Here is a 23692-nt window from a genome sequence, read left to right as displayed (position 1 = left end):
GTTCAGGAGCAGCAGTTATTTTACTTCTTTACCGGCGGCTTGCTGATCTGCATGGTAGCTAGAGCGTACAAATGGTCCGCAAGCTGCGTGGCTAAAGCCTATTTCGTCGGCATACTCTTTTAGCCCATCAAACTCTGCCGGTGGCACGTAGCGCTTTACCGGTAAGTGGTGCTTTGAAGGTTGTAGGTACTGGCCTACCGTAAGCATATCTACGTTATGCTCGCGCAAGTCTCTTAAGACTTCTTCAATTTCAGAGATTTCTTCGCCCAGTCCAACCATTAAGCCAGACTTAGTTCTTACCTCTGGATGCGCTTCTTTAAAACGGCGTAGCAATTCGAGTGACCACTTATAGTCGGCACCTGGACGCGCTAGCTTGTAAAGTCTCGGTGCAGTTTCAAGGTTGTGGTTGAATACATCCGGTGGTGTTTCACTCAAAATTTCAAGTGCTCTGTCCATACGGCCGCGGAAATCAGGCACAAGAATTTCGATTGTAATACCTGGGTTATGCTTACGGATCTCACGAATACAGTCAGCAAAATGTTGTGCACCACCGTCGCGTAAATCATCACGGTCAACAGAGGTAATAACAACGTAGCTTAACTTCATGTCTTTGATAGTGAGCGCTAGCTTTTCAGGCTCTTGGGCGTCAGGTTTTAGTGGACGACCATGAGCCACATCGCAGAATGGACAGCGGCGAGTACAAATTGCACCTAAAATCATAAAGGTTGCTGTACCGTGATTAAAGCACTCAGAAAGGTTAGGGCATGACGCCTCTTCACAAACAGAGTGTAAGCCGTGCTTACGCATTGCTTGTTTAATGCCATCGATACGTTCACTTGATTTTGGCAAACGGATCTTTAACCACTCAGGCTTTCTCAGCATTTCTTCGCGTTCTGTTGGCATGACTTTTACTGGGATCAATGCCATTTTTTCAGCATCGCGGAGCTTTACCCCAGGCTCCATTTTGACTGGTTTACTCATACGTTTTCAAACCCTTCAGTGTATTCGACATGCTCAGCATTAATGCGTTTTAGCATGTGTTTTACCAGACCGGCCCCCGCATCAGCGACGGTTTGAGGTCCATTAATTTCGCTACTTTGCACCATATTCATGCCCGCGTAACCACAAGGGTTTATTCGTAAAAATGGACCAAGATCCATATTGACGTTGAGTGCGAGCCCATGAAATGAGCAGCCACGACGGACTCTAAGTCCAAGAGATGCTATCTTGCTATCGTTGACGTATACACCTGGTGCATCGGCTTTAGCATAAGCCTCTATCCCATATTCTTTTAGGGAGTCGATAATGCTTTCTTCTAGCCAAGTGACGAGCTCACGTACCCCTATTTTCAATCGTCGTAAGTTGAGCAGCACATAAAGCATTTGTTGCCCAGGACCGTGATAGGTAACTTGACCGCCGCGATCCACTTTTACGACGGGAATGTCACCTGGCGCCAAAACATGCTCTTCTTTACCTGCTTGACCTTGCGTAAAAACAGGCTCATGTTCCACCAGCCAGATTTCATCCGCTGTGGTGTCATCACGCTCGTCGGTAAAAGATTGCATTTTGTGCCAAATTGGTTCGTAACGACAAAGGCCAAGTTGGCGCACAATTAACTTACGAGATTCCATAACTAGGGTCCTTACCAACTACAGGATGTAGCGGACGTCTTCGATGCCACCGATCTCGGTATAAATCTGCTCGATATGCTCTTTGCTGGTTACTGTAACGACTAGAGATACGGCTTCATAGGTGCCTTTACTGCTTGGTTTAACCTTTGGTGCATAATCACCAGGTGCAATAACCTGCAGTTTGGCTAGGATCTGATCCGTCAAATTGACATTTGCTAGGCCCATAATTTTGAATGTAAATGGGCAAGGAAATTCTAAGTATTCATCAAACTTAGTATTTTTAACTGGTTTTACCACGACGGTATCCTCACAACGAACTACTTGCTGACGCCTTTATTTGGTCACTTAGGGACTCTTTCAAGCCTTGAGTTTCCAAGGTCGTCATTTATTGGCCGCATTCTATCATTTTTAAGACAAAAAAAAACGTCCATACGCAGGACGTTTTTGCTAAGCCGTATAGAGCTTAGTGAGTGTTAGAGATTAAACCCTTACAATCATCGAAAACTTCTGAGGTGAGAATGAGAAGAAAAAAATGACTATTGTTAGCAAAGGTTAGATCATCAAAGAAAAATTGCAATACCGTCATTACGAATAGTAGCAGTAAAATTCCTGTTTTTTTTCGTTTAAAACTATTAATAATATTTTCTTTAGATTGTAAGAACTTAGTATTTAAAACGAGTATTAATTGATAGATGATAGCGGCAATCACCATAAAATTGATTACTGTAACGAACACAGGGCGAAGTGGAAAAGCAATAAGACCAAGCAATATTACTACGAAAGCAAATAAATATCTCAAGTGTCCAAAGTTGTGACTTGATTCTAAGCTAGTATCGCTATTTTTTATTAAAGAATTTAACTCATAGAGCATGGAATAGAGTATTAAATAAAATCCAATATATGAAAATTCTGGCATCTTTAAATGGTAGCTTAACGCAAGGCAGGTAAGGTAAGCTATTGTGCTAATGTAGATATAAAATGGAGTGGACTTTATTTGTTCAATGAAAGTCATTAATTTATCCTTTTATTTTTCCATTTGATTCTATTGTTTTGTTTTATATAAATTAATTTAATGCTTGTCAGAGGTAAAAACCTTATAAAGAAAAGATGATTACATTCGATATTTGCGCTGTTTATCTAAATAGGCTAGTGCGAGAACTCTAAACTAGTTTAATCAGTTTCAAAAATATCCTCACTAATGATATGGTTTAAGTACTGCATGTAGCAGCTAAAAATAACCATATAATTAGCAGCCAACGCTCCTACGGGTATAGATAGAAAAGGTGTGGCGCACATAACAATAATGAGTACCAGGTTAACAGAAAGAATAAACCTCGACTTGGTTTTTAACCTCTCCTTTATCGCGTCAATAGCGGACATTTTTCTTATTTTATACACAATTCTTATAACATGGGCTGCTAATAACATAGCGAATGCAATATTAAAAAGTGTAAGTAGTAGGTATTCAAGGTGCAGCCCGGCAATACCTATACAAGCAAACGCTAGCATAAGTAGCAACTGTATCCAGTGCTGTTTACAGTAAGTTATGAGCATAACTTTTGCACAAGCTCCTTGTTCTTTTGCCACTACGGATAATAAATCCCAAGTAGGTACAATTAGCGCCATATAAAAACCAATATATAAAAGTAGGCTTGACTTGTATAAAATAGCAGAGAAAAGCAGTAATACTGCAATAGTCAACTTGGCTACTGGTAAGCCTGGTTTTAGGTATATATGATCTATGTAGTTCATAGGAAAGCCTTTTGTGTATCACCTCTTAGATTAACATCTCTCTACTTCTTCTCATTCATAACAGTCATCACCGGTACAAGTCAGGATACTCTGCTGAACAAAAATCTCCGAAGAGCTACTGGGACCGCTGTCATTATTTCCACAGTCACAAGGAGTTTCTACACTTCATCATTATTACCGCGATTGTCGCCATCATCACTTAAATATCCTTTTATTTATAATTCGAGTTTGTACCCGAAATTGATTATTACAAATTGTTTTTAAATTGTAAACTTAAAGTGAGTTTTCAGCCGTGTGGTATGTTGAAAAGGGGGCTAGATTAGAAAGTATGAATGTCAGGAAAGTGAAGGGAAATAAATAAGCTTTATAGGAAAGATAAGCCAACCAGTTTGTCTCGGCTGGCCTATCAGATAAGGAATTACTGCGAGATCTGTAAACGTAGGTAGTCGTAGATCTTGCTAAAGAATCCACCTTCTTGGATCTCTTCAAGCGTAACCAGCGGGTATTGTGCTACGTCTTCACCTTCAAGCTGTAAGAACAAAGTACCAACTTTAGTACCTTTTGCTAGCGGCGCTTCGAGTGTTTTATCTAACTCAAAGTTAGCCTTTAAGTTCTTGCTTTGACCACGTGGAATAGTGATTGGCGTGTCTTCCATAATGCCAAGCGATACGGTTTCTTTGTTACCCATCCATACGCGCTGATCGGCAAAAGCGTCACCGGCTTGGTAAGGAGTAATGGTTTCAAAGAAACGGAAGCCGTAGTTAAGCAACTTTTTGCTTTCAACTTTACGTGCTCGCTCACTCTCAGTACCCATGACGACTGCAACAAGACGCATATCATCTTTAACCGCTGAAGTAACAAGGCTGTAGCCGGCATCTGAGGTGTGGCCGGTTTTAATGCCGTCCACTTCAAGGCTTGCATCCCAAAGTAGTGAGTTACGGTTATATTGCTTTATACCATTGTATGAAAAAGACTTTTTCTTGTATAAAGCGTATTCGTCAGGTACATCACGAATAAGTGCGGCACCTAGAGTCGCCATGTCTCTTGGAGTGGTGTAATGCTCATCGGTGTCTAGGCCATGGCTATTGATAAAGTGACTATTCGTCATGCCTAGCTTTTCAGCATGTGCATTCATCAGATCGGCAAACGCACTTTCGCTACCAGCAATGTGCTCGGCCATTGCAACACAAGCATCATTGCCAGATTGAATAATGATCCCGTGGTTTAAGTCATCGACACTGACCTGCTTACCGACTTCGATAAACATCACCGACGAACCGGGAAAATTCTTAGCCCATGCTTTTTCACTAATGGTGACCTGATCAGATGGACTAATGTTACCTGCCGCGATTTCAGTACCAATAACATAACTGGTCATCATTTTGGTTAAACTTGCAGGCGCTAGCTTAGTATCGGCTTCACCCTCTGCAATCACCTTTCCTGTTGTGAAATCTACAAGGAAATAGCCTTTCGCATTGATTTGCGGCGGTGAAGGAATAATTTGTGCACTGGCACTCATAATAGAGAAAGTGCACACCAGTCCAAGGACTTTTTTAACGATTTTTGGTTTGATAGAAGTCATTATGCTCGCTTTTTTGTTTATCGGCATTCATTGCGGTTATTCTAAAGTTCCTGCTCACTGTAAAGCAAGAAAGCACGACTAAATTGACCTTGTTGTAAGGTTTTTAGTAAAGATTGTGCTTGATTGTCGTCGGTAATTGGGCCGACTCTAAGCTTGTACAGGTTGTTTTCAAACGTGATGGGTGTACCTAACCCCAATTCTTGTTTTAACTGACCTGCTAATAACTGTATGTTCTCAAGTTTACTGCCAGCAGCAACTTGTACATAGGTTAGCCTTGGAGACTCGCGCGATAGAGTAATGGCTTCGACCTTAACGCGCGCTGTACCCTGAAGGTGATAGCCTAGCTTGTAGGCGGCAGCGTAAGACAGGTCGATTAATCTATCGTCGTGGAATGGACCTCGGTCGTTAATTCTAACGATAGCAGAGCGTCCGTTGTCTAAGTTTGTTACTTTAGCAAAGCTAGGGAGTGGCAGCGTTTTATGTGCCGCTGTCATATCGAACATATTAAAAATTTCACCATTGGAGGTGTGGTAGCCATGGAATTTACGGCCATACCACGAGGCAATGCCTTGTTGTTGATACCCATGTTCGTCTGAGATTGGTGTGTAACGTTTACCAAGAACAGTGTAGGGGCGATTGGCACTCACGCTCTTTTTCTCATTGGTGACAATGGCATCTTGCATTTCCAGTTCGGTAGGTTCGCGCAGTGGCGCTTTATCATGGCGAATATGATAGCGGCTTCCACAAGCGCTGAGCACGCTTAACAGGGCAAATACTAAAACCAGTTTTGAAATTAGGGTAATACGAACTGTCATTATTTTAACAACATCCTCTTATCTGTTGCGATTGCCATAATAATGCCAAAACCGGCCATTAAGGTCACCATCGATGTGCCACCATAGCTAATTAGGGGCAGAGGTACACCGACTACTGGCAAGAGACCAGAAACCATTCCGATATTTACAAAGACATAGACGAAGAAGGTCAACGTCAGTGCTCCTGCAAGCAGTTTACTGAAAGCGTCTTGTGCTTGCACCGCGATATACAATCCGCGACCAATTATAAAAAGATACAAGCTGAGTAAAATGGTGACACCCAACAAGCCAAATTCTTCGCTCAACACCGAGAAGATAAAGTCGGTATGGCGTTCGGGTAAAAACTCTAATTGAGATTGTGTTCCATGTAGCCAACCTTTGCCCTCCACGCCACCGGAGCCTATCGCAATTTTCGATTGGATAATATGGTAACCAGAGCCCAGCGGGTCGCTTTCTGGATCTAAAAAGGTCAGAACACGTTGCTTTTGATAGGCATGCATTCCGTAATGCCAAAACGCATAGCCACCGGGGACCGCAAGTAATAAACCAGAGCCGATTAAACGCCAACTTAACCCAGCTAAAAAAAGTGCAAAAATACCAGAGCTGGCGATTAAGATAGAAGTACCCAAGTCAGGTTGCTCTTTGATCAGGATAGTTGGCACTAACACAATCACAAAGCCGATTGTTAAATTCAAAATACTAGGAGGTAAGTGAGAGCGGCCAATAAACCAAGCGACCGTCATAGGCACTGCTAGCTTCATTATTTCAGAAGGTTGAAAGCGGGTAACACCTAAGTCGAGCCAGCGCTGAGCCCCTTTACTACTGACTCCAAAAAACAGCACGGCGACGAGCATACCAAGCCCTAAAAGGTAAACGGGAATTGCCACACGCTTAAGTGTATTAGGGGAAAACTGCGCCATAAATAGCATGGCAACTAATGCACCAAACATGCGTGTGCCGTGGCGCATCATCATGCCCATATCTTGTCCACTAGCACTATAAACAATCGCAAGGCTACCAATCATCATAGTGAGCAAGGCTGCAAATAATGGTAGGTCGATATGGACTTTTTCAAATAGCGAACGCGGCTTATTCAGCGGGCTCATTGCTGTTGCTCCTTCTCAAGCGGGTAGGCTGAAAAGTAATAATCCATCACTTGTCTTGCCATTGGCGCTGCGATAGCACTACCACCACCTTGGTTTTCGACAACCACAGTGATAACAATTTGAGGGTCATCAAAAGGTGCAAAACCTACGTAGATACCATTGTCTCTGTGTTTTTCTTTTAGCTTTTTGGCATCGTACCTTTCGCCCTGAGCAATGCTGACAACTTGTGCGGTGCCTGTTTTACCTGCGTGGTCATAGGTCACGCCCTTAAATGCGCTTTTCGCGGTACCTATTTTTACTGTGTTGTGCATGGCTTTTAATGCGATATCCCAGTGATAAGGATTTTTCAACACAACGGGTGGTTTTTCTTCCGTAAATAATTGTTCTACTTCAGTGTCTTGCTTAGATATTTGTACTAAGTGCGGCTGGCGGTGTATGCCTTTATTGACCAAAATGCTCAGCGAGTTCGCTATTTGCATTGGAGTGGCAGTCCAGTAGCCTTGTCCTATCCCAACAGAAATCGTATCTCCTGGATACCACGACTCTTTAAAACGTTCTCTTTTCCATTCAACGGATGGCAAAATGGCGGAGGTTTCTTCATGAATATCGATACCCGAAAGCTCACCAAAGCCAAACTGGTTCATAAAGTCGCTAATTTTAGTTATGCCGAGTTTATATGCGGTTTCGTAAAAATAGGTATCACAAGACTGCTCAATAGCCTTATACACATCAACATGCTCATGACCCCAAGGACGCCAGTCACGCCATTTATGTTTTACATTGGGAATTTGAAAAAAGCCAGGATCCCAAATTTTGGTTGTTTCGGTGACAACACCTTCTTCCAGCGCAAGCACAGCGAGATGGGGTTTCACCGTGGAAGCAGGTGCATAACGGCCTTGAGTTGCACGGTTGATAAGCGGTCTGTCTGGGTTGAGCAAGGCTCGGTAATCTTTGCCGCTGATCCCGTGAACGAACAGATTCGGGTCGTAACTTGGGTTAGAATAGAGCGCTAAAATTCCTCCGTCGCGTGGATCCATAACGATGATCGCGCCTCGGGTGTCTTTTAGCACATGCTGGACGATTTGTTGCAAGCCGATATCAAGCGTTAGCACCAAGTCTTTACCTGGTTGTGGCGTTTCCATGCTTAATGTGCGAATGATACGACCGCGATTATTCACCTCGACGCGACGAGAGCCAACAATGCCGTGTAGCTGTTCTTCATAAAACTTCTCGACGCCGAGCTTACCGATATCATGGGTGGCACGATAGTTCGTGTCCTTGCCTTCTAGCTCTAAGTCAAAGAGTTCCTCTTTATTGAGCTTTGCGACATAGCCTAGAGCGTGTGTGAGGGTATCGCCATAAGGATAATAACGGGACAATCGAGCTTCAACGCTAAAGCCTGGCAAACGGTGTTGGTTAACCGACAAAATTGCGACTTCTTCTTCATTCAAGCGGCCCTTTAGTACTTGACTTTTGAAGCGGCGGTTATGCTTGATTTCCTTTTTGAAATCTTCTACTTCTTGCTCAGAAATCTTGATGAGTTGACGTACCGCAGCTAATGAAGCTTCGAGATCTTCAACATCTTCTGGGATCACTTCAAGGTTGTAAACAGGGCGGTTTTCGGCGAGCAAGACACCATTGCGGTCGTAAATCAGACCACGATTAGGGGCGACCGGTATGACTTTTATACGGTTATCGTTGGAGCGGGTACGATAGGTCTCGTGCTCAGTCACCTGAAGTTTGTAGACATTGTGAAACAAGATCCCAACAATAATAACGACAAAAACAAAGCCGACAAAGGCCCGTCTCGCAAAGAGGTTAGCCTCGGCAGAATGATCCCTAATCGTCGGCCGTTTTTTTATCATTATTATTCTCTGTGGTAAGGGTGATTGTTATTTAAACTCCAGCCACGATACAAGCTCTCGGCAACCACTATACGCACCAAAGGGTGGGGTAGGGTTAAGTTTGATAATGACCATTTTTGTTCAGCCGCAGCAATACATTCTGGTGCAAGCCCTTCAGGGCCGCCAATCAGTAAGCTAACATCGCGACCGTCCAGCTGCCACTTTTCCATATTGCTCGCAAGTTGGTGTGTATCCCATGGCTTGCCAGTCACTTCTAAGGTTACGATCCGATTGCCTTTTGGAATAGCGGCTAAGGTTTTTTCACCTTCTTGTTGCAAAATGCGTTTAATATCTGCGTTTTTCCCCCGTTTGCCAGCGCTAATTTCAATTAACTCCAGTGGCATATCTTTGGGAAAGCGTCTTTGATATTCAGTGAAGCCAGTTTCAACCCACTTCGGCATTTTGGTACCTACTGCAATGAGTTGGATCTTCACATCAGCCCCACAGCTTTTCTAAGTCATAAAAGTCGCGGGTTTGGTCTTGCATCACGTGTACAACAACGTCACCCAAATCAACCAATACCCACTCTCCGATGTCTTGACCTTCTTGGCCAATCGGTGTTTCTCCAGCATGACGAGCTTCTTTTGCGACATGATCGGCAATTGATTGTACATGGCGTTTTGAGGTGCCTGTACAGATCACTAAGTAATCGGTGATTGAAGAAGTTTCGCGAACGTCGAGCTTTACAATATCACGCGCTTTCATATCATCTACTTTGTCTAGCGCGAAATCTAATAACTGTTGTGAATCCAAGTTTTTGTCTCTGTATTTCAAATAATCGGCAATTTTAACATGCTTTATGGGGTTAATCAGCATACAAGCCATGGCTATTTATATAATCTATGACAGAAGCGGGCAGCCAATGTTCCAAATATTCTTTATCTCGCTGTGCAATTGCAGCTCTTATTGTACTCGATGCAATGTCTTTTTGCTCACCGTGAAGGAAATAGCAATGTCCAGCCTTGGTGGTTTGGAGCTTATTTAAGTTATCTGTGCGTGCTTTGGCTAAATAAGCCGAGACTTTAGCATCTGGTGAGCAATGTTCTTTTGGGCGTTGATACACCACCAGATGACACAGCTTTGTGATTTCTTGCCATTGATACCAAGTGTGCAGGCTATTAAATGAGTCCATACCCATTAAAAATAAAATCGGCTGATCCTGATATTCGTTACGCAGCTCTTGCAGTGTTAGCAGGCTGTAAGAAGGTCCTTGTCGGTCAAGCTCACGTCTATCAATAACCAGCTTTTGTTGCCCTGCTAGCAAATTTGCAAGCATCGCTAGGCGATGCTCGTCACTGATGCTGGGCTTTTGTTTATGAACCGGTATGGCACAAGGTAAAAACTTTAACTCAGCCAGACTTAGCTCGTCGACGCAGCGCATCGCCATATTTAAATGGCCTAAATGCGGAGGATCGAAAGTACCACCAAACAAAGCAATCATACATGCTCACTCTGGCTAATTGGTAACGGCATTGCGATGGGGGTGGCAAAGGCCAGCGCGATGTGTGCTAGAGCTTGATATGGCGCAGTGAGCCTTGCTTCTTTATATGCGGTATCAAAGTCTGCCATCATACAGAGCAACTGTTTCATCTGCTCTAGCGTTAATCTGTCTAACGCTTGTTGCGTAATGGTTTGCTGATTTTTCCAGACATTATGCTTTTTATAGGCATCCGCAAGCGTAGTGCCTGTTTGCCACAAGGTTTTAACACCCAGTAGGGTGCGTGCTTGGTTTTGCAAGGTCCAGAGAATACTCGCGGGCTCTACATTATCGCTGGCGAGCTTATTCAATACTTTGATGATTTGTTTAGGGTTGCCACTTAGCAATCCGGTATTTAAATCAAAAATATCGAACTTAGATTGATTTAATAAGCCGCTCAGCAATTGCTGTTCATCAATCGGGTTTTTACCAAATAGTAAGGAGAGCTTTTCGAGCTCCTGATGCGTTGCAAGCAAGTTGCCTTCTGTGGCGACGAGGAGGGCGCGCTTGCCTTGTGGTGACACAGACAGCTTCAGCCGCTTACATTCATCATCAAACCAGCGCTCAAGATGACGGCCCGTTAACGCATAGCAAGGGACGAACAGGCCTTTAGGCTCTAATGCTTTGAACCAAGCGGTTCGTTGAATGTCTTGACCCGCGCCCAGCCCTTTAAAAATAACAACGACATCTGGATTGACCTGTTCGGCCAAAGACTTTAAAACCGCAACACCTTGGGTAGGAACTTTTTGCTCGTTAAAGTCGAACTCGATGAGCGTACGTGCACTGAACAAAGACATACTGTTGTACTGTGCACTGAGCTCTTGCCAGTCAAATCCCGGAAGTAGAGCAAATTTAATGACTTCGTCAAAGCCTTGCTGCTTGGCTGCGGTTCGTATGGCAAGTACACATTCGCCTTGCTGAAAGGGTTCTTCACCAAAGACCAGATAAAAAGGGGCAAGCCCTTTACTTAGGTAATTGGAGAGTTGATTGGCATAACAACGCATTACAGTTGCGACAACTCTCGAATAATACGTTGGCTTGCAAGACGGCGCATCTCGGTTAGGATCAGCTCAAGCTCTTTTGCCTTTGCTAGCGCGTTGTCTGGGTCGTCCTGATAGTTACGATACAGCTCGAACATTTGTTTAACGGGTTCTTGGCCCGGACGACTCAATCGGTACGACACGCGATACGCCAGTTCATACTGAGCAACCTGACCATTTTTGAACAAACTGAGTGTTTGACGTTCAAGTGAGTCATTGTACAAGTACAACTCAGCAGCTTGTTTGGTATTTTTTGGTGTAAGGGATACCTGAGCGCGCTGAAGATCGGACTGTAGCTGTTCAAACAAGGCTGAACGCTTGTCGTCACCGCTTAAGGTGATTTCTTTTAGATCGTCAGGAAGGTAAGAGGCTTGCTTGAGGTGAAAACCGCAGCTCGCCACGAAGAAGCAAGCTAGCAAAACTGCTAGCTTGCTGGTGTGCCAAAATAGGCTACGCATCTTAGTTTGCAACCACATTAAGTAGCTTACCAGGAACATAGATCACCTTACGGATGGTCTTGCCGTCAGTAAACTTAGTGACGTTTTCTTCGCTAAATGCAATCGCTTCAACTTGTTCTTGCGTTGCATCTGCCGCCACGGTGATTTTAGAGCGCAGCTTGCCGTTGACTTGTACAACGATAAGCTTTTCATCTTCAACTAGTGCGCTTTGGTCGATAACAGGCCATGCCGCATCAAGGATATCGCCAGCTTTGCCAAGCTCAGCCCATAGCTCGTGACACATGTGCGGTGTGATAGGTGCAAGCATGATCACCATGGCTTCTAGTGCTTCGTTGGCTAGTGCAATGTCCTGCTCATCGCTCAGTGGCGCTTTGATAAGCTTATTTGAAAGCTCCATCACCGCCGCAATTGCCGTGTTGAACGTTTGACGACGTTCGATATCGTCTGTCACCTTTGCAATGGCTTTGTGGATGTCGCGACGTAGCGTCTTTTGCGCTGCATTTAGTTTGCTTAAATCAAGCTCGGCAGTACCTGCTTGCTTTACGTCAACCGCGTATTTCCAAATACGACGAAGGAAACGGTGCGCACCTTCAACGCCTGAGTCAGACCATTCAAGCGTTTGTTCTGGTGGAGCCGTAAACATCATGAATAAGCGAACGGTGTCAGCGCCGTATTGCTTGATAACCGTTTGCGGGTCAATACCATTGTTCTTCGACTTAGACATTTTGCTCATGCCTGCAGAGAATACCGGCTCGCCGTCTTCTTTATGCCACGCTTTAGTGATGCGGCCTTTGTCGTCAGTCTCAGTTAATACGTCAGTTGGTGCGATCCAAATGTCACCGCCTTTCTCGTCTTTGCGGTAGTAAGTATCCGCAAGTACCATGCCTTGACATAGTAGACGCTCAAATGGCTCATCAGAATTCACTAAACCGAAATCACGCAGCAACTTGTGGAAGAAGCGCGAGTACAACAAGTGCAAGATAGCGTGCTCAATACCACCAATATATTGGTTTACTGGTAGCCAGTAGTTTGCAGCACCTGGTTCAAGCATACCTTCATCGTAGCGTGGGCTACAGTAACGTGCATAGTACCAAGATGATTCCATAAAGGTGTCGAATGTATCGGTTTCGTGGAATACCGCTTCACCATTTATTGTTGCTTTTGCCCATTCTGGATCCGCTTTAATCGGTGAAGTTACCCCATTCATGACTACGTCTTCAGGTAGACGAACAGGGAGCATGTCTTCAGGTGCCGCAAGCTCAGAACCATCTTCTTTGTTTAACATTGGGATTGGCGAACCCCAGTAACGCTGGCGGCTCACACCCCAATCGCGAAGACGGAAGTTTACTTTGCGCTTACCTACGCCAAGTGATTCTAATTTAGTCGCGATGGCGTTAAAGGCGCCTTCAAAGTCTAGGCCATCGAACTCGCCAGAGTTGATAAGCGTGCCTTTTTCGGTAAACGCTGCTTCAGCCAGATTGGCTTCTACTTCTGCGCCGGCTAGAGGCTGAATAACTTGTTTGATCTCAAGGCCATAAGCGGTTGCAAACTCATAGTCACGTTGGTCGTGACCTGGTACTGCCATCACGGCACCTGAGCCGTAATCCATCAGTACAAAGTTAGCTACCCAAATTGGCACCTCTTGTCCTGTGAGTGGGTGGATAGCCGTAAAGCCTGTCGCGATGCCTTTTTTCTCCATCGTTGCCATATCCGCTTCGGCAACTTTGGTGTTCTTGCACTCTTCAACAAAGCGAGAGATTGCTTCGCTGTTTTTCGCCGCTTCTTGAGCGATCGGATGACCTGCCGCAACTGCCACATAAGTCACGCCCATAAAGGTATCAGGGCGGGTGGTGTATACGGTGAAGCTTTCGTCGTTGTCGGCACGTTTAAAGTCGATTTCAACGCCTTCTGAGCGACCAATCCAGTTACGCTGCATGGTTTTAACTTGCTCAGGCCAGTGGTCAAGCTTGTCTAAGTCATCCAGCAACTCTTGTGCATAATCGGTGATCTTAATGAACCATTGTGGAATTTCTTTTTGCTCGACAATGGCACCAGAGCGCCAACCACGGCCGTCAATTACCTGTTCATTTGCCAGTACCGTTTGGTCAACTGGATCCCAGTTTACCGTTGACATCTTTTTGTATACTAAGCCTTTTTCGTAAAGCTTAGTGAAGAACCACTGTTCCCACTTATAATATTCAGGGTGACAAGTCGCGATTTCACGATCCCAGTCGTAACCAAAACCAAGTAACTTAAGCTGGTTGCGCATGTAGTCGATATTTTCGTAGGTCCATTTCGCCGGTGCGGTATTATTTTTAATTGCCGCGTTTTCAGCTGGAAGACCAAACGCATCCCAACCCATAGGTTGCATAACGTTTTTGCCTTGTAGGCGTTGGAAACGAGAAACCACATCACCAATGGTGTAGTTACGTACGTGACCCATGTGGAGGCGACCACTTGGGTATGGGAACATTGAGAGACAGTAGTACTTCTCTTTACTTTCGTCTTCGACAACTTTGAAGGTATTGTTTTCTTCCCAGTACGACTGTACTTTGGCTTCGATATCTTGCGGGTTATATTGCTCTTGCATCTAGGTTTCCAAACATCTGGCAAAATTAATAGAAAATTGCTCGATAGCATACCCGAAATTGGCCAGCAATCACAGCACCTAAAGTGGAATTATTTTAGTCGATTGCCGCGGACTAAAGGTGGTGTCGAAGTGGAGATAAACTACGCGAAGATCTGCAGCGGTAAAAGGGGAAATTTTGTGCTGTTGCAAGTAAGAGTTATTATCACTTACTATTGCTAAATATCGAAAGAAGTTTGAGAATTCCCTTGATAAAATTGTGGTTACGCCGTGCTCACCTAGTAATGGCGCTAGTGGCTGGTGCATTTATTATTTGCTTAAGCTTAACTGGGGCACTGCTTATATATGCCAAAGATATTCAATATCTTACTCAGCCTCAGTTGTGGCGAGTTGAGCCACAGTCTGAGCCTCTTGGGGTAGAGCAAATAGTAACCTTTATTGAATCTACAACCGCTGAAAAAGTTTCACTGTTTATGCCTGAGCAGCAACCGGATTTGGCGTGGCAACTGAAGTTGTCTAGCGGTGATTATGTTAGCGTTAACCCCTACAGTGGCGAGATCCTTCATCGCTACGAGTATTATTCTACGATATATGGCTTTACGATGGCGCTACACCGTTGGTTGTTGTTTGAAGATGCTGACAACAAAAAGCCGCTTAGAGATTGGGTATCTATTTGTGCACTTGTACTCATTATTGAGTTAGTGTTGGGCTTTTATCTTTGGGTAAAGCCTAAAAATTGCTTGAAACGGTTAGTGATAAAACCAAAAGCTAAGCTAAGGATCCTACTTTATCAGTTACACACCGTATTGGGGGTATATTTGCTTTTACCTATACTGCTCATTGCCTTCAGTGGTATGGCGTTTAACTGGCAGCCGCAAACTAAGGCTGTGGTTGAGTGGTTAAGCTTTGATGAGGTCGAAGTAAGGCCAAAACCACCCACTATTGCGGTTAATTTTCACGGCTTACCCTACGATTTAAATAGCGCTACAAAGCGCGTAAAATCTATCTTCCCAGACGGTCAGTTGTTCCGTATTTATATGCCTGACAAAGCGTCCGACAGCGTCGCTTATAGAGTTCAAAACCCTGGTGAAAGTCATGCCTACAGCTGGGTTTGGGTAAATCCTTATAACAGTGAGGTGGTAGCGCAATATGATGCATCAAAAGCCGGAGTCGCTACGCAAATATGGAACTTTAAGTACAAGTTTCATATTGGTGATTTTGCCGGTCCCATCGTGCAATTTGTTTGGTTAATGCTTGCCTTAGTTCCGACTTTTTTCACGGTATCCGGCCTGTATTTTTGGCTGCAACGTCATCGTAGGAAGCGGTAATTAACTTCACTCTAAGTTACTGTTATGTGTATATAATTGCAAAAATCGATGTAAAGTAAGGTGGTCTTGCACTAAAAGGTAATGCAAACCATTCACATTCATCTTGTTTTTACTGAGGTTTGGCAATATTATATTGCCGCTTTTTACATCATTATTATTCTAAATCCAGCAAGGATAACCATGTTAAAAACTACTCTCAGTATGGTAGCGTTGGCTGTTAGCGCAGCAGCCATTGCAGACGATACCAATGTTAAAGATCTTCAAGCTGCAGATATGGAGCATATCGTGGTCTCGGGCAGTCGTGTGTTTGAAAGCATCGATGAAGTGCCTGCCTCCATTACGATTATTAATCAAAAGCAAATCGAAGATCATTTAAAAGTAAATCCAGAACTACAAAGTTTGTTATCTCAAATTGTTCCTGGTCTTGCTCCGGATACGGGTAGTTCAAGTAATACTGGGCAATCGTTGCGTGGACGTGCGCCTCTGGTGATGATTGACGGTGTACCTCAGTCTACACCACTGCGAAATGGTTCTTTGGGTGTAAAAACACTCGATCCAAGTGCCATCGCTCGTATAGAAGTTATCAAAGGGGCAACCTCAATTTATGGTAATGGTGCTTCAGGCGGGATCATTAACTACATCACCAAGCAGGCTAAAAGCGATGGCAAACCAGAAGGTGAAATTAGCCTATCTAGCCGCTTTAGCGCAGTAAAACTTGCAGAGAGTGCGGGTGCTCGAATTGCGGGCGCGATTAATGGTCGCGTTGACCAATTTAGTTATTTAGTCACGGCAAGCTATGAAGAAAATGGTGTTCAGCGTGATGCAGAAGGTGATATTCTGGGTTTACAGTATGGTCTGTCGGATACCGTGACAGAAAACTACTTCACTAAGCTGGGCTATGACTTTGACGAAGACAAGCAACTGCAATTTAGCTATAACTTCTACAGTTCACAGCAAAAAACGGACCTAGGTGATGTATTTGGTAACATCAATTTAGGTGAAAAATCTTACGCTATTCACGTGCCACCAGCTCAGCAAAAACAAGGTAAACCACAAGGTCCTGAAGGTAATGAAAACATTACTTTGAAATACACCGATATAGAAGTTTTTGCTAATACACAAATGACGCTTGATGCGTATATGCAAGACATTGAGAACGTGTTCTTCTTCTCTCCAAGCTTAGCAAACCCTGATGAAGGATACACTGGCGGTCAATCTATCATCCGCTCTGAAAAAAAGGGCGCGCGTGCGACATTTAATACCTTGGTTGATTTTGACAATGTCCAAGCTACCTTCATTTATGGTATTGATGCGTTGAATGATGTGACCTCACAGCCACTTGTTGATGGTCGTATTTGGGTGCCGGAAATGGACATGGAAAGCATCGCAGGTTACCTACAGACCAAGTGGATTGTTGCCGATGACCTAGTGTTAAAAGCGGGAGTGAGACAAGAAAGTATTGATCTTGCGGTAGCTGATTACCAAACACTAAAACTTTGCCGCTCAGCGGATCAGTGCTCTGTGCCACTTAACGTGAAAGGTGACACCATTGACTATGACGCCACAACTTACAACGTGGGTATTAAATATAACGCAAATGAAAAGTTCAGCCCATTCGCCAGTTACTCGCAAGGCTCTGATATCTCTGATATTGGCCGTCTGCTGCGCAGTGCAACGGTAGAAGACATTGGTCAAATTCAAACAGAAGCATCAATTGTTGATAACTACGAAATCGGTTTTAACTCTCAATTTGAGACGTTACGATTTGAATTTGCGGCATATAGAAGTACATCTGAGTTTGGCACAACGAATAAATTCAATGAAGTAACCGGAGTTTATGAGCCTGTTCGAGCACCACAAAAAATTTGGGGTTATGAGGCACTTGTCGATTACAAGATCAATGACACGCTAAAACTCATTGCGACATATAGCTATGTAGAGGGTAAAGATACCGAAGCCGATACTTATCTTGGCTCTAGACAAATTAGTCCACCAAAGCTTACGGCAAACCTAAACTGGCAGCCAATTGATGCGTTATCGATGACGTTAAGCTGGTTACATGTGGGCGACCGTAAACGCTTTGAGCGGAACGATAAAGGTAACTATGTTGGAGATCAAGGTCCAATTGACAGCTATAACGTGGTTAACTTTAGTGGTCAATATCAATTCGGCCAAAGCTGGCAAGCATTTGTTGGTATTGAGAACTTATTTAATTCAGACTACTACCCAGCTCGCGCACAAGCCTATACGTACGGTGGCTATAACATCAAAGGCCTTGGCACGACGGCAACCGTTGGCGTGAAGTATCGTTTTTAAGCTAATAACAATGACTTTTGGCTTCATAATCTAAAGCCAAATGGGTTTGCTGAGCACCCAGTTCAGCAAACCCTAATACAATGAATGGTATATCTGGTCTATACTTAATCTATTGGCGAAACAGGAGTGTAGCAATGGCGGATTATCAAAAATGGCTGGATCAATTTTCCGATTGGCTCAAAGACGTCAAAGAACATGAAATTGACGATTTATCTAAACGATTCTGGGAAGCGCAGAGCGCACTGAAAGACTACACTAAACAAACCTATGATGATTATAGTTACTATCTAAAACGTGACTTGGAACATCTTCTCGAAAACAAATCTTTCTATGATGAAGCGGCTTGGAGTGAGCTCAAAGCTAACATCTTATTTGAAATATCCCAATTAGAAGATAGAACTCAACTTGAGTGGTCCGCACTTTTAAAAGATTTTGAACACCAAGGCATTTATAAAGAAGGTGAATGGATAGCTTTGGGACAATTAGTGTGTAAGAATTGTGGCTATAAATTAGATGTTTATTATGCCATCAAGATCCCAGCTTGCAGCGAGTGCGGGCATGGGGAATATACTAGAAAAGCATTAGCGCCCTAAAGTGTGGGCGCTCAGCTTGGAAGCACCAAGTTGAGTAGACTAACGTATGCGAATAATACAAAGAAGTTAGAATGACCAAATCTAAATTGTCGTCTGAAAAAGCACTGCCTGCGAGCCAGCTCGCGCCATCAGTTTCGTTGACTCACATAGAAAATTGTATCCAAAACCCTTACCCAGAAGCGCTGCCATTTATTGGCCAGCAACGCGCTCAAACCGCCCTAGACTTTGCCTTGGGAATGGAGCTTCCCGGTTATAATGTGTATGTCATGGGAGAAGCGGCGCTGGGTCGTTTTACCATGGTGAAAGACAAGCTCGAGGCGCACAGTAAAACTAAGCCAACGCCCAAAGAATGGTTGTACGTTAATAACTATGACGACCATCGTGAGCCTATCGCGCTATTTATGCAGGCGGGCGAAAGTAAGCAGCTTGAGGCCGATATTGACGCCTTTATTGATGAGATCTTAGATACTTTTCCTGCAGCTTTTGACAATCCGGGTTATCAACGCAAGAAAAAGTCGCTAGATAAAGAATTCGAACAAAAATACGATGCTGCGATCACCGCTGTTGAGCAACAAGCTATGAATATGAGTGTTGCACTGATAGAAGATACAGGGACAGTTGGCTTTGCTCCTGTGGTCGATGGTAAACAGCTCAGTGATACGGAGTTTTCGGCGCTAGATGAGCATGTTCAGGCGCACTTTTTAACGGCAATTGAAACATTAGAAGATGCCCTAATCGAGTCGCTGATTGAGCTGCCAAGATGGAAACGCGAATCCTCAGAGCGCTTGCGTAATCTTAAAAAAACCACCATCGAAGTGGCGACCAAACCGCTATTAAAAGCGCTTGAGCATAAGTACGCCGCACACATTGGCGTGCTGCGTTATCTTAAAGACCTCAAGGTTGAAATTGTCGATGCGGTATTAGATTGGCTAGACGATGATAGTAGCAACAGCGACGAAAACAAAGATGACTTTGACTCAAAGGGAATGCTCACTGACTTTTTTGCGCCCAATATTCTGGTTGAGTTTAAAGAGGACGACCCTGCGCCTGTAGTGTATGAGCCAAATCCGACCTTTGGTAATATTTTTGGTAAGGTGGAATATGCAACCTCTCAAGGTAATTTGATCACCAGCTATCGTTCTATTCAAGCCGGTGCATTGCACCGCGCCAATGGCGGTTATCTGATCATGGATGCGGAAAAGGTCATGGCTAACGCCCAGGTGTGGGATGGCCTTAAACTGTCGTTAAAAACCCACCAAATTAAAAATGACCTACCGTACCAAGACAATTCGGTGGGCAGCAGCTTTACCTTAAAGCCGCAGCTAATTCCGTTGGATGTCAAAATTATTCTTTTGGGTTCGCGAGACCTGTATTACACCATTGGTGAATACGATGAAGAGTTTGCAGAACTATTTAGAGTGCTGGCCGATTTTGATTACTATTTACCAAGCTCGGACAAAATGCAGTATCAATTTATCACTAAGGTGATGGAATACTGTAATGATACCTTGAAGATTGAGCTTAGCTCAGCGGCGCTGGCGCGTATGCTTAAATTTAGCTATCGCCAAGCGGAGCACCACAGTAAGCTTTCGGCGCGCTTTGCTGATGTTTTGGAGCTGGTGGCAGAAGCCAGTTTTTATGCCAAGCAAGATGGCGTAAACCAAATTGCCGCTAATCACATCGATGAAGCGATAGCTGGAAAAGAATATCGAACAGGGCAGTTAAGCGAAAACATGCTCAGCGATATTCAAGAAGGGCATACCTTGATTGCAACTGAAGGCACCGCAATTGGTAAGGTAAATGGCCTGACGGTACTGCATATTGGTGACACCGCATTTGGTACGCCTGCGCGTATTACCTCTACGGTATACGCAGGTGCTGACGGGGTGATTGACGTTGAACGTGAGGTAGACTTAGGTAAGTCAATTCACTCAAAAGGCGTGATGCTGCTTACCGGTTACCTAGGTAACAAGTATGCGCAAGACTTTAGCCTGACACTCAGTGCAAATATCGCCATTGAACAAAATTATGGTTTTATTGACGGTGATAGCGCATCACTTGCAGAGCTTTGTGCGCTGCTATCGGCGGTGACGCAACTCCCTGTGGATCAATCTTTAGCGCTCACCGGCTCAATAAACCAACACGGTGAAGTACAAGCCATTGGTGGTGTAAACGAAAAAATCGAAGGCTTCTTTAAACTCTGCAAAATGCGAGGCCTCACAGGTAAGCAAGGGGTGATCGTCCCTGAATCTAACAAGGTCAACTTAGTGTTAGATGATGAAGTGATTGCAGCTGTTGAAAAAGGCTTATTCCATGTCTATGCCGTTGCCACAGTAGATGAAGCGCTTAGCTTGTTAATGGATAGACCAGCAGGAGATCTAAGTGATGAAGGCTATCCCGAAAACAGTATCAATGCAGTTGCAATGGCGAAACTTGAGCGTATTGCAAAAGTAGTAAACGGCGATGACGACAAAGGAGAAGAAAGCCATGACGACCACTAATATTATCCTCGTTATTGTTGCACTGGTGATTGCGGTGGTGTTTTTTCGAGGTGGTCAGAAACAAAAGCAGCTTGCGCAGTTTAATCGAATTCAAGCGGCAGACTTTTTGAAAGAAAACGAAAAGCGCGCAGAGGTACATAAAACTGACTCAGGTCTTCAGTACGAAATAATTACTCAAACTGACGGTGGCAAACAGCCAAATGCAACGAGCAAAGTTAAAGTGCATTATCATGGCACTTTACTTGATGGCTCCGTATTCGACAGCTCGGTACTGCGTGACCAACCTATCAGCTTTGGACTTAATCAAGTGATCCCTGGTTGGACCGAAGGTGTGCAGTTGATGAGCGAAGGGGATAAATACCGCTTTTGGATTGGTCCAGACTTAGGCTATGGTGACCGTGCTGCAGGTAAAATCGAACCGGGTTCGTTATTAGTGTTTGAAGTTGAGCTGCTCGCGGTAGAGTGATGATCTCAAAGCTATGAGGCTCTAGCAGCTATCTTTATTTGCCCAAGCGTGATAAACCGTCGCTACAATTGTTAAAGTGGGCTGCTAGAGAGAAATGATGTTATTTAAGCTCAGGTTATTTAGAGCTATCCTGTGTTGATTTTGTGACAAGGACGTCACAGAGGACATTTTTGAAGATGTGTATGCCAGCAGCTAATGCTCCGAAAATGAGTAGGTTTGGAGATAGTGGGTCATCTTCCAATAAGTAGTTATTCAATAATGCTATTAGTAACATCATAATGACTACGAAAATAAGTGGTTTCACACTATGTTTATCAATACTTTTCTTAATCTCTGCTTCTGTCATCGTTCCCTCTTAGGTGGTAGCTTTAACTATTTAAAATAGTTGGAGAATTAATGGATTGGTATTACTGCTTACTTGTTTCTTTTATCTGAGTAGCGACTAAGTAGCATATTGGCGACTTGTTGCTTTACAGCCCGTTTGTCATTAGGGTCAACGCCAAAACGTTCCGCCAGTAGTGCGATTTCTTCATCGGTTAGATTGAAGGATAAGCGTTGCCGAGTTTTCTTCGATTTAACTTCTAAATCAAGGATCTTTCTGATCATATCGGATGGCGTTAGCTCTTCGTCTATCGCCTGTTTTTTAATGTTTTTTTGTACTTCCGTGGTTAAGTCGAAGGCCATTTGTGTGGCCCTCAAAGCCACTTCTTGACGTTTCCACTTGTCTTCTCTTGTGGTCACGAGTTAGCTCCAGGAAATAGGTCAACAATATCGCTCAGTGGGCGACACATGGTTAGTGACACGTCAGTTTCCCCCCCATCCCAGATCTCGATATTGATAGCGAACTTTTCGTCAGGACTAAGTAACTCGATAACTTCACATACTTCGCCACTTTCATCTCGATAGCGTGGCAAGGCGCGACCGCGATAATCGCTATCGTAAAAATAGCAAACGTAGGGCGCTTCACTTTGTTGATAGCTTTTACCTAAAAATCGCTCGAAAATCTCTGGAGTGGCGTGGGTGTCGATGTGGGTCAGTGCTTCTTCATCGAAAATACGCGCAAATTCATCAAGCGTAAAAATAGCGTCGACGTCTTCTCTTTGGATTTTGATAGAAAAATTCGCATATTCCTCACCGTCACTTTGTTCAATTTGCAAAAAAGTAATGTTACCTGAATCACTTTCGAGAACAAATTCATATGCAGCGCTGCGCTCAAATTGGTAAGTTTGTACGCCAACCACTTTTAGGGTTTGCCCCTTGAGCCAGCTAGGGTAAGCAAATGAATCAATGATGGTGAGCATATCCCCAACTTTCAGATCTTTTGCATGAGTAAGTTGTCGCTCAGGAGTTTTTTTTGATTTAAAAAAGCCAAACATAATGCACCTACATAATCAAAAAGGGTAAAAAGGAGGCGAGGCCTCCTTTTTCTATTCGGCAAATATTAGTTGCTTTGTTTCGCTCTAATACGTTCAAGAATATCATTACTCTTTTGCGTAGAGCCAATTCCAGCTTCTGCCATTTTGGCTTTTAGATCTGCACCCGTTGCAGCGGCTTCAAGCTCTTTTGCTGCAGCCAGTTGATCTTGCCTATCTTGCTGGCGTTGCTTGATACGCTCAAGCGACTGACGTGCATTTACCATAGATGACGTATTGGTATTTAGCGTACTGTTTACTGCCATGGTTGCTTTTTGAACGCTGTCTGTGGTTTTTACCATTGTTAGTTGGCGCTGGTTTTCTTTAATCGTTTTTTCAGCTTCTTTAATTTGCTGTTTTAACAGGATCACATGTTTACTAAAACCGTCTAGCACTTGCTGGTGCTCTGCGCGCTCAACTTCAAATTCACCGATTTTCTCTGCAATTTCTACCGCTAAAGCTTCGTTACCTTTTTCCAGCGCTTGTCCAGCATAGTTTTCATGCTCGATAATGCTTTCGTCAAGTGCAGCTAATTTGCGTTTTGTCTGCATCTCTTTCGCCATTACTTCTGTTAAGTTCTTTTTAGCTTTAGCTAATGCGTTTTGTGCGTCAGCAATTTCTTGCTCAAAAATACGAATGCCATTTGCGTCAACAATTGACTCACCAACTTCTCTAGCGCCACCACGAACAGCAGTAAATAATTTCTTTAAAATACTCATTTCAC

24 protein-coding genes are annotated in these 23692 nt (G+C 43.9%); 5 read left to right on the top strand and 19 right to left on the bottom strand.

What is annotated here, in order from left to right:
* Positions 1-15 precede the first annotated feature (15 nt).
* The 15 genes from lipA to leuS all read right to left on the bottom strand — a co-directional run bounded on the left by lipA (position 16) and on the right by leuS (position 14355).
* On the bottom strand, positions 16-981 hold the full coding sequence (lipA, locus tag QSH61_RS14055; RefSeq protein ID WP_010606145.1) for a lipoyl synthase: 966 nt from the start codon (positions 979-981) through the stop codon (positions 16-18).
* Positions 978-1631, bottom strand: coding sequence for a lipoyl(octanoyl) transferase LipB (gene lipB, locus QSH61_RS14050; RefSeq protein WP_174169868.1), 654 nt, complete (start codon positions 1629-1631; stop codon positions 978-980). Before lipB ends, lipA begins: the two co-directional genes overlap by 4 nt.
* A gap of 18 nt (positions 1632-1649) precedes the next feature.
* Complete coding sequence (ybeD, locus tag QSH61_RS14045) at positions 1650-1928, bottom strand: DUF493 family protein YbeD (protein WP_010606146.1); 279 nt, start codon at positions 1926-1928, stop codon at positions 1650-1652.
* A gap of 166 nt (positions 1929-2094) precedes the next feature.
* On the bottom strand, positions 2095-2643 hold the full coding sequence (locus tag QSH61_RS14040) for a hypothetical protein (protein WP_206472256.1): 549 nt from the start codon (positions 2641-2643) through the stop codon (positions 2095-2097).
* Between the two features lie 158 nt (positions 2644-2801).
* Complete coding sequence (locus QSH61_RS14035) at positions 2802-3383, bottom strand: hypothetical protein (RefSeq protein WP_206472258.1); 582 nt, start codon at positions 3381-3383, stop codon at positions 2802-2804.
* Positions 3384-3801: 418 nt separating this feature from the next.
* The gene (locus QSH61_RS14030; protein ID WP_102057334.1) at positions 3802-4965 is read right to left on the bottom strand and encodes a serine hydrolase; all 1164 of its coding nucleotides are present in this window, start codon (positions 4963-4965) and stop codon (positions 3802-3804) included.
* A gap of 41 nt (positions 4966-5006) precedes the next feature.
* On the bottom strand, positions 5007-5780 hold the full coding sequence (locus QSH61_RS14025; protein ID WP_010606150.1) for a septal ring lytic transglycosylase RlpA family protein: 774 nt from the start codon (positions 5778-5780) through the stop codon (positions 5007-5009).
* Entirely contained in the window at positions 5780-6886 is a 1107-nt protein-coding gene (rodA, locus tag QSH61_RS14020; RefSeq protein ID WP_010606151.1) for a rod shape-determining protein RodA, read from the bottom strand. The genes QSH61_RS14025 and rodA overlap by 1 nt, the downstream gene beginning before the upstream one ends.
* The gene (mrdA, locus tag QSH61_RS14015; protein ID WP_206472260.1) at positions 6883-8751 is read right to left on the bottom strand and encodes a penicillin-binding protein 2; all 1869 of its coding nucleotides are present in this window, start codon (positions 8749-8751) and stop codon (positions 6883-6885) included. Before mrdA ends, rodA begins: the two co-directional genes overlap by 4 nt.
* 2 nt (positions 8752-8753) lie before the next feature.
* Positions 8754-9224, bottom strand: coding sequence for a 23S rRNA (pseudouridine(1915)-N(3))-methyltransferase RlmH (gene rlmH / locus QSH61_RS14010; protein WP_010372039.1), 471 nt, complete (start codon positions 9222-9224; stop codon positions 8754-8756).
* Position 9225: 1 nt separating this feature from the next.
* The gene (gene rsfS / locus QSH61_RS14005; protein ID WP_088532235.1) at positions 9226-9543 is read right to left on the bottom strand and encodes a ribosome silencing factor; all 318 of its coding nucleotides are present in this window, start codon (positions 9541-9543) and stop codon (positions 9226-9228) included.
* A 52-nt stretch (positions 9544-9595) separates the two neighbouring features.
* Entirely contained in the window at positions 9596-10231 is a 636-nt protein-coding gene (gene nadD / locus QSH61_RS14000) for a nicotinate-nucleotide adenylyltransferase (RefSeq protein WP_206472262.1), read from the bottom strand.
* Positions 10228-11271: a DNA polymerase III subunit delta gene (holA, locus tag QSH61_RS13995; protein WP_206472264.1), complete on the bottom strand. Its 1044-nt coding sequence runs from the start codon at positions 11269-11271 to the stop codon at positions 10228-10230. Before holA ends, nadD begins: the two co-directional genes overlap by 4 nt.
* Positions 11271-11783, bottom strand: a complete 513-nt coding sequence (locus QSH61_RS13990) for an LPS-assembly lipoprotein LptE (protein WP_010606155.1) — start codon at positions 11781-11783, stop codon at positions 11271-11273. The genes holA and QSH61_RS13990 overlap by 1 nt, the downstream gene beginning before the upstream one ends.
* Positions 11767-14355, bottom strand: coding sequence for a leucine--tRNA ligase (leuS, locus tag QSH61_RS13985; RefSeq protein ID WP_206472266.1), 2589 nt, complete (start codon positions 14353-14355; stop codon positions 11767-11769). Before leuS ends, QSH61_RS13990 begins: the two co-directional genes overlap by 17 nt.
* A 281-nt stretch (positions 14356-14636) precedes the next feature.
* On the opposite strand from leuS, the gene QSH61_RS13980 reads away from it, so the two are divergent.
* From QSH61_RS13980 to QSH61_RS13960, 5 genes are all read left to right on the top strand, one after another.
* The gene (locus QSH61_RS13980) at positions 14637-15680 is read left to right on the top strand and encodes a PepSY-associated TM helix domain-containing protein (protein WP_248298705.1); all 1044 of its coding nucleotides are present in this window, start codon (positions 14637-14639) and stop codon (positions 15678-15680) included.
* Between the two features lie 180 nt (positions 15681-15860).
* Entirely contained in the window at positions 15861-17996 is a 2136-nt protein-coding gene (locus QSH61_RS13975; protein ID WP_206472268.1) for a TonB-dependent receptor, read from the top strand.
* Between the two features lie 134 nt (positions 17997-18130).
* Complete coding sequence (locus QSH61_RS13970; protein ID WP_017216346.1) at positions 18131-18589, top strand: zinc ribbon-containing protein; 459 nt, start codon at positions 18131-18133, stop codon at positions 18587-18589.
* Between the two features lie 71 nt (positions 18590-18660).
* Positions 18661-21090 (top strand): Lon protease family protein, encoded by a 2430-nt coding sequence (locus tag QSH61_RS13965; protein WP_206472270.1) that lies wholly within the window; start codon positions 18661-18663, stop codon positions 21088-21090.
* Complete coding sequence (locus QSH61_RS13960) at positions 21077-21556, top strand: FKBP-type peptidyl-prolyl cis-trans isomerase (protein WP_017216344.1); 480 nt, start codon at positions 21077-21079, stop codon at positions 21554-21556. The genes QSH61_RS13965 and QSH61_RS13960 overlap by 14 nt, the downstream gene beginning before the upstream one ends.
* 115 nt (positions 21557-21671) lie before the next feature.
* On the opposite strand, the gene QSH61_RS13955 is transcribed toward QSH61_RS13960, so the two are convergent.
* From QSH61_RS13955 to QSH61_RS13940, 4 genes are all read right to left on the bottom strand, one after another.
* Entirely contained in the window at positions 21672-21902 is a 231-nt protein-coding gene (locus QSH61_RS13955; protein WP_095728287.1) for a hypothetical protein, read from the bottom strand.
* Positions 21903-21970: 68 nt separating this feature from the next.
* Positions 21971-22297 (bottom strand): hypothetical protein, encoded by a 327-nt coding sequence (locus QSH61_RS13950; RefSeq protein WP_206472272.1) that lies wholly within the window; start codon positions 22295-22297, stop codon positions 21971-21973.
* Entirely contained in the window at positions 22294-22932 is a 639-nt protein-coding gene (locus QSH61_RS13945) for a DUF4178 domain-containing protein (protein WP_206472274.1), read from the bottom strand. Before QSH61_RS13945 ends, QSH61_RS13950 begins: the two co-directional genes overlap by 4 nt.
* A gap of 65 nt (positions 22933-22997) precedes the next feature.
* Positions 22998-23687: a PspA/IM30 family protein gene (locus tag QSH61_RS13940; RefSeq protein WP_102057325.1), complete on the bottom strand. Its 690-nt coding sequence runs from the start codon at positions 23685-23687 to the stop codon at positions 22998-23000.
* Between the last annotated feature and the right edge of the window lie 5 nt (positions 23688-23692).

This window comes from Pseudoalteromonas sp. JC3, assembly GCF_030291895.1.
Lineage (GTDB): Bacteria > Pseudomonadota > Gammaproteobacteria > Enterobacterales > Alteromonadaceae > Pseudoalteromonas.
The sequence above is the reverse complement of the archived record's forward strand: the minus strand, read 5'-3'. Positions and strand labels throughout refer to the sequence as shown.

Excerpts from the sequence above, each read along its gene's own strand:
- lipA (WP_010606145.1), bottom strand. The coding sequence starts at position 981 with ATGAGTAAACCAGTCAAAATGGAGCCTGGGGTAAAGCTCCGCGATGCT.
- lipB (WP_174169868.1), bottom strand. The coding sequence starts at position 1,631 with ATGGAATCTCGTAAGTTAATTGTGCGCCAACTTGGCCTTTGTCGTTAC.
- QSH61_RS14040 (WP_206472256.1), bottom strand. The coding sequence starts at position 2,643 with ATGACTTTCATTGAACAAATAAAGTCCACTCCATTTTATATCTACATT.
- QSH61_RS14035 (WP_206472258.1), bottom strand. The coding sequence starts at position 3,383 with ATGAACTACATAGATCATATATACCTAAAACCAGGCTTACCAGTAGCC.
- QSH61_RS14030 (WP_102057334.1), bottom strand. The coding sequence starts at position 4,965 with ATGACTTCTATCAAACCAAAAATCGTTAAAAAAGTCCTTGGACTGGTG.
- QSH61_RS14025 (WP_010606150.1), bottom strand. The coding sequence starts at position 5,780 with ATGACAGTTCGTATTACCCTAATTTCAAAACTGGTTTTAGTATTTGCC.
- rodA (WP_010606151.1), bottom strand. The coding sequence starts at position 6,886 with ATGAGCCCGCTGAATAAGCCGCGTTCGCTATTTGAAAAAGTCCATATC.
- mrdA (WP_206472260.1), bottom strand. The coding sequence starts at position 8,751 with ATGATAAAAAAACGGCCGACGATTAGGGATCATTCTGCCGAGGCTAAC.
- nadD (WP_206472262.1), bottom strand. The coding sequence starts at position 10,231 with ATGATTGCTTTGTTTGGTGGTACTTTCGATCCTCCGCATTTAGGCCAT.
- holA (WP_206472264.1), bottom strand. The coding sequence starts at position 11,271 with ATGCGTTGTTATGCCAATCAACTCTCCAATTACCTAAGTAAAGGGCTT.
- QSH61_RS13990 (WP_010606155.1), bottom strand. The coding sequence starts at position 11,783 with ATGTGGTTGCAAACTAAGATGCGTAGCCTATTTTGGCACACCAGCAAG.
- leuS (WP_206472266.1), bottom strand. The coding sequence starts at position 14,355 with ATGCAAGAGCAATATAACCCGCAAGATATCGAAGCCAAAGTACAGTCG.
- QSH61_RS13980 (WP_248298705.1), top strand. The coding sequence starts at position 14,637 with ATGGCGCTAGTGGCTGGTGCATTTATTATTTGCTTAAGCTTAACTGGG.
- QSH61_RS13975 (WP_206472268.1), top strand. The coding sequence starts at position 15,861 with ATGTTAAAAACTACTCTCAGTATGGTAGCGTTGGCTGTTAGCGCAGCA.
- QSH61_RS13970 (WP_017216346.1), top strand. The coding sequence starts at position 18,131 with ATGGCGGATTATCAAAAATGGCTGGATCAATTTTCCGATTGGCTCAAA.
- QSH61_RS13965 (WP_206472270.1), top strand. The coding sequence starts at position 18,661 with ATGACCAAATCTAAATTGTCGTCTGAAAAAGCACTGCCTGCGAGCCAG.
- QSH61_RS13960 (WP_017216344.1), top strand. The coding sequence starts at position 21,077 with ATGACGACCACTAATATTATCCTCGTTATTGTTGCACTGGTGATTGCG.
- QSH61_RS13955 (WP_095728287.1), bottom strand. The coding sequence starts at position 21,902 with ATGACAGAAGCAGAGATTAAGAAAAGTATTGATAAACATAGTGTGAAA.
- QSH61_RS13945 (WP_206472274.1), bottom strand. The coding sequence starts at position 22,932 with ATGTTTGGCTTTTTTAAATCAAAAAAAACTCCTGAGCGACAACTTACT.
- QSH61_RS13940 (WP_102057325.1), bottom strand. The coding sequence starts at position 23,687 with ATGAGTATTTTAAAGAAATTATTTACTGCTGTTCGTGGTGGCGCTAGA.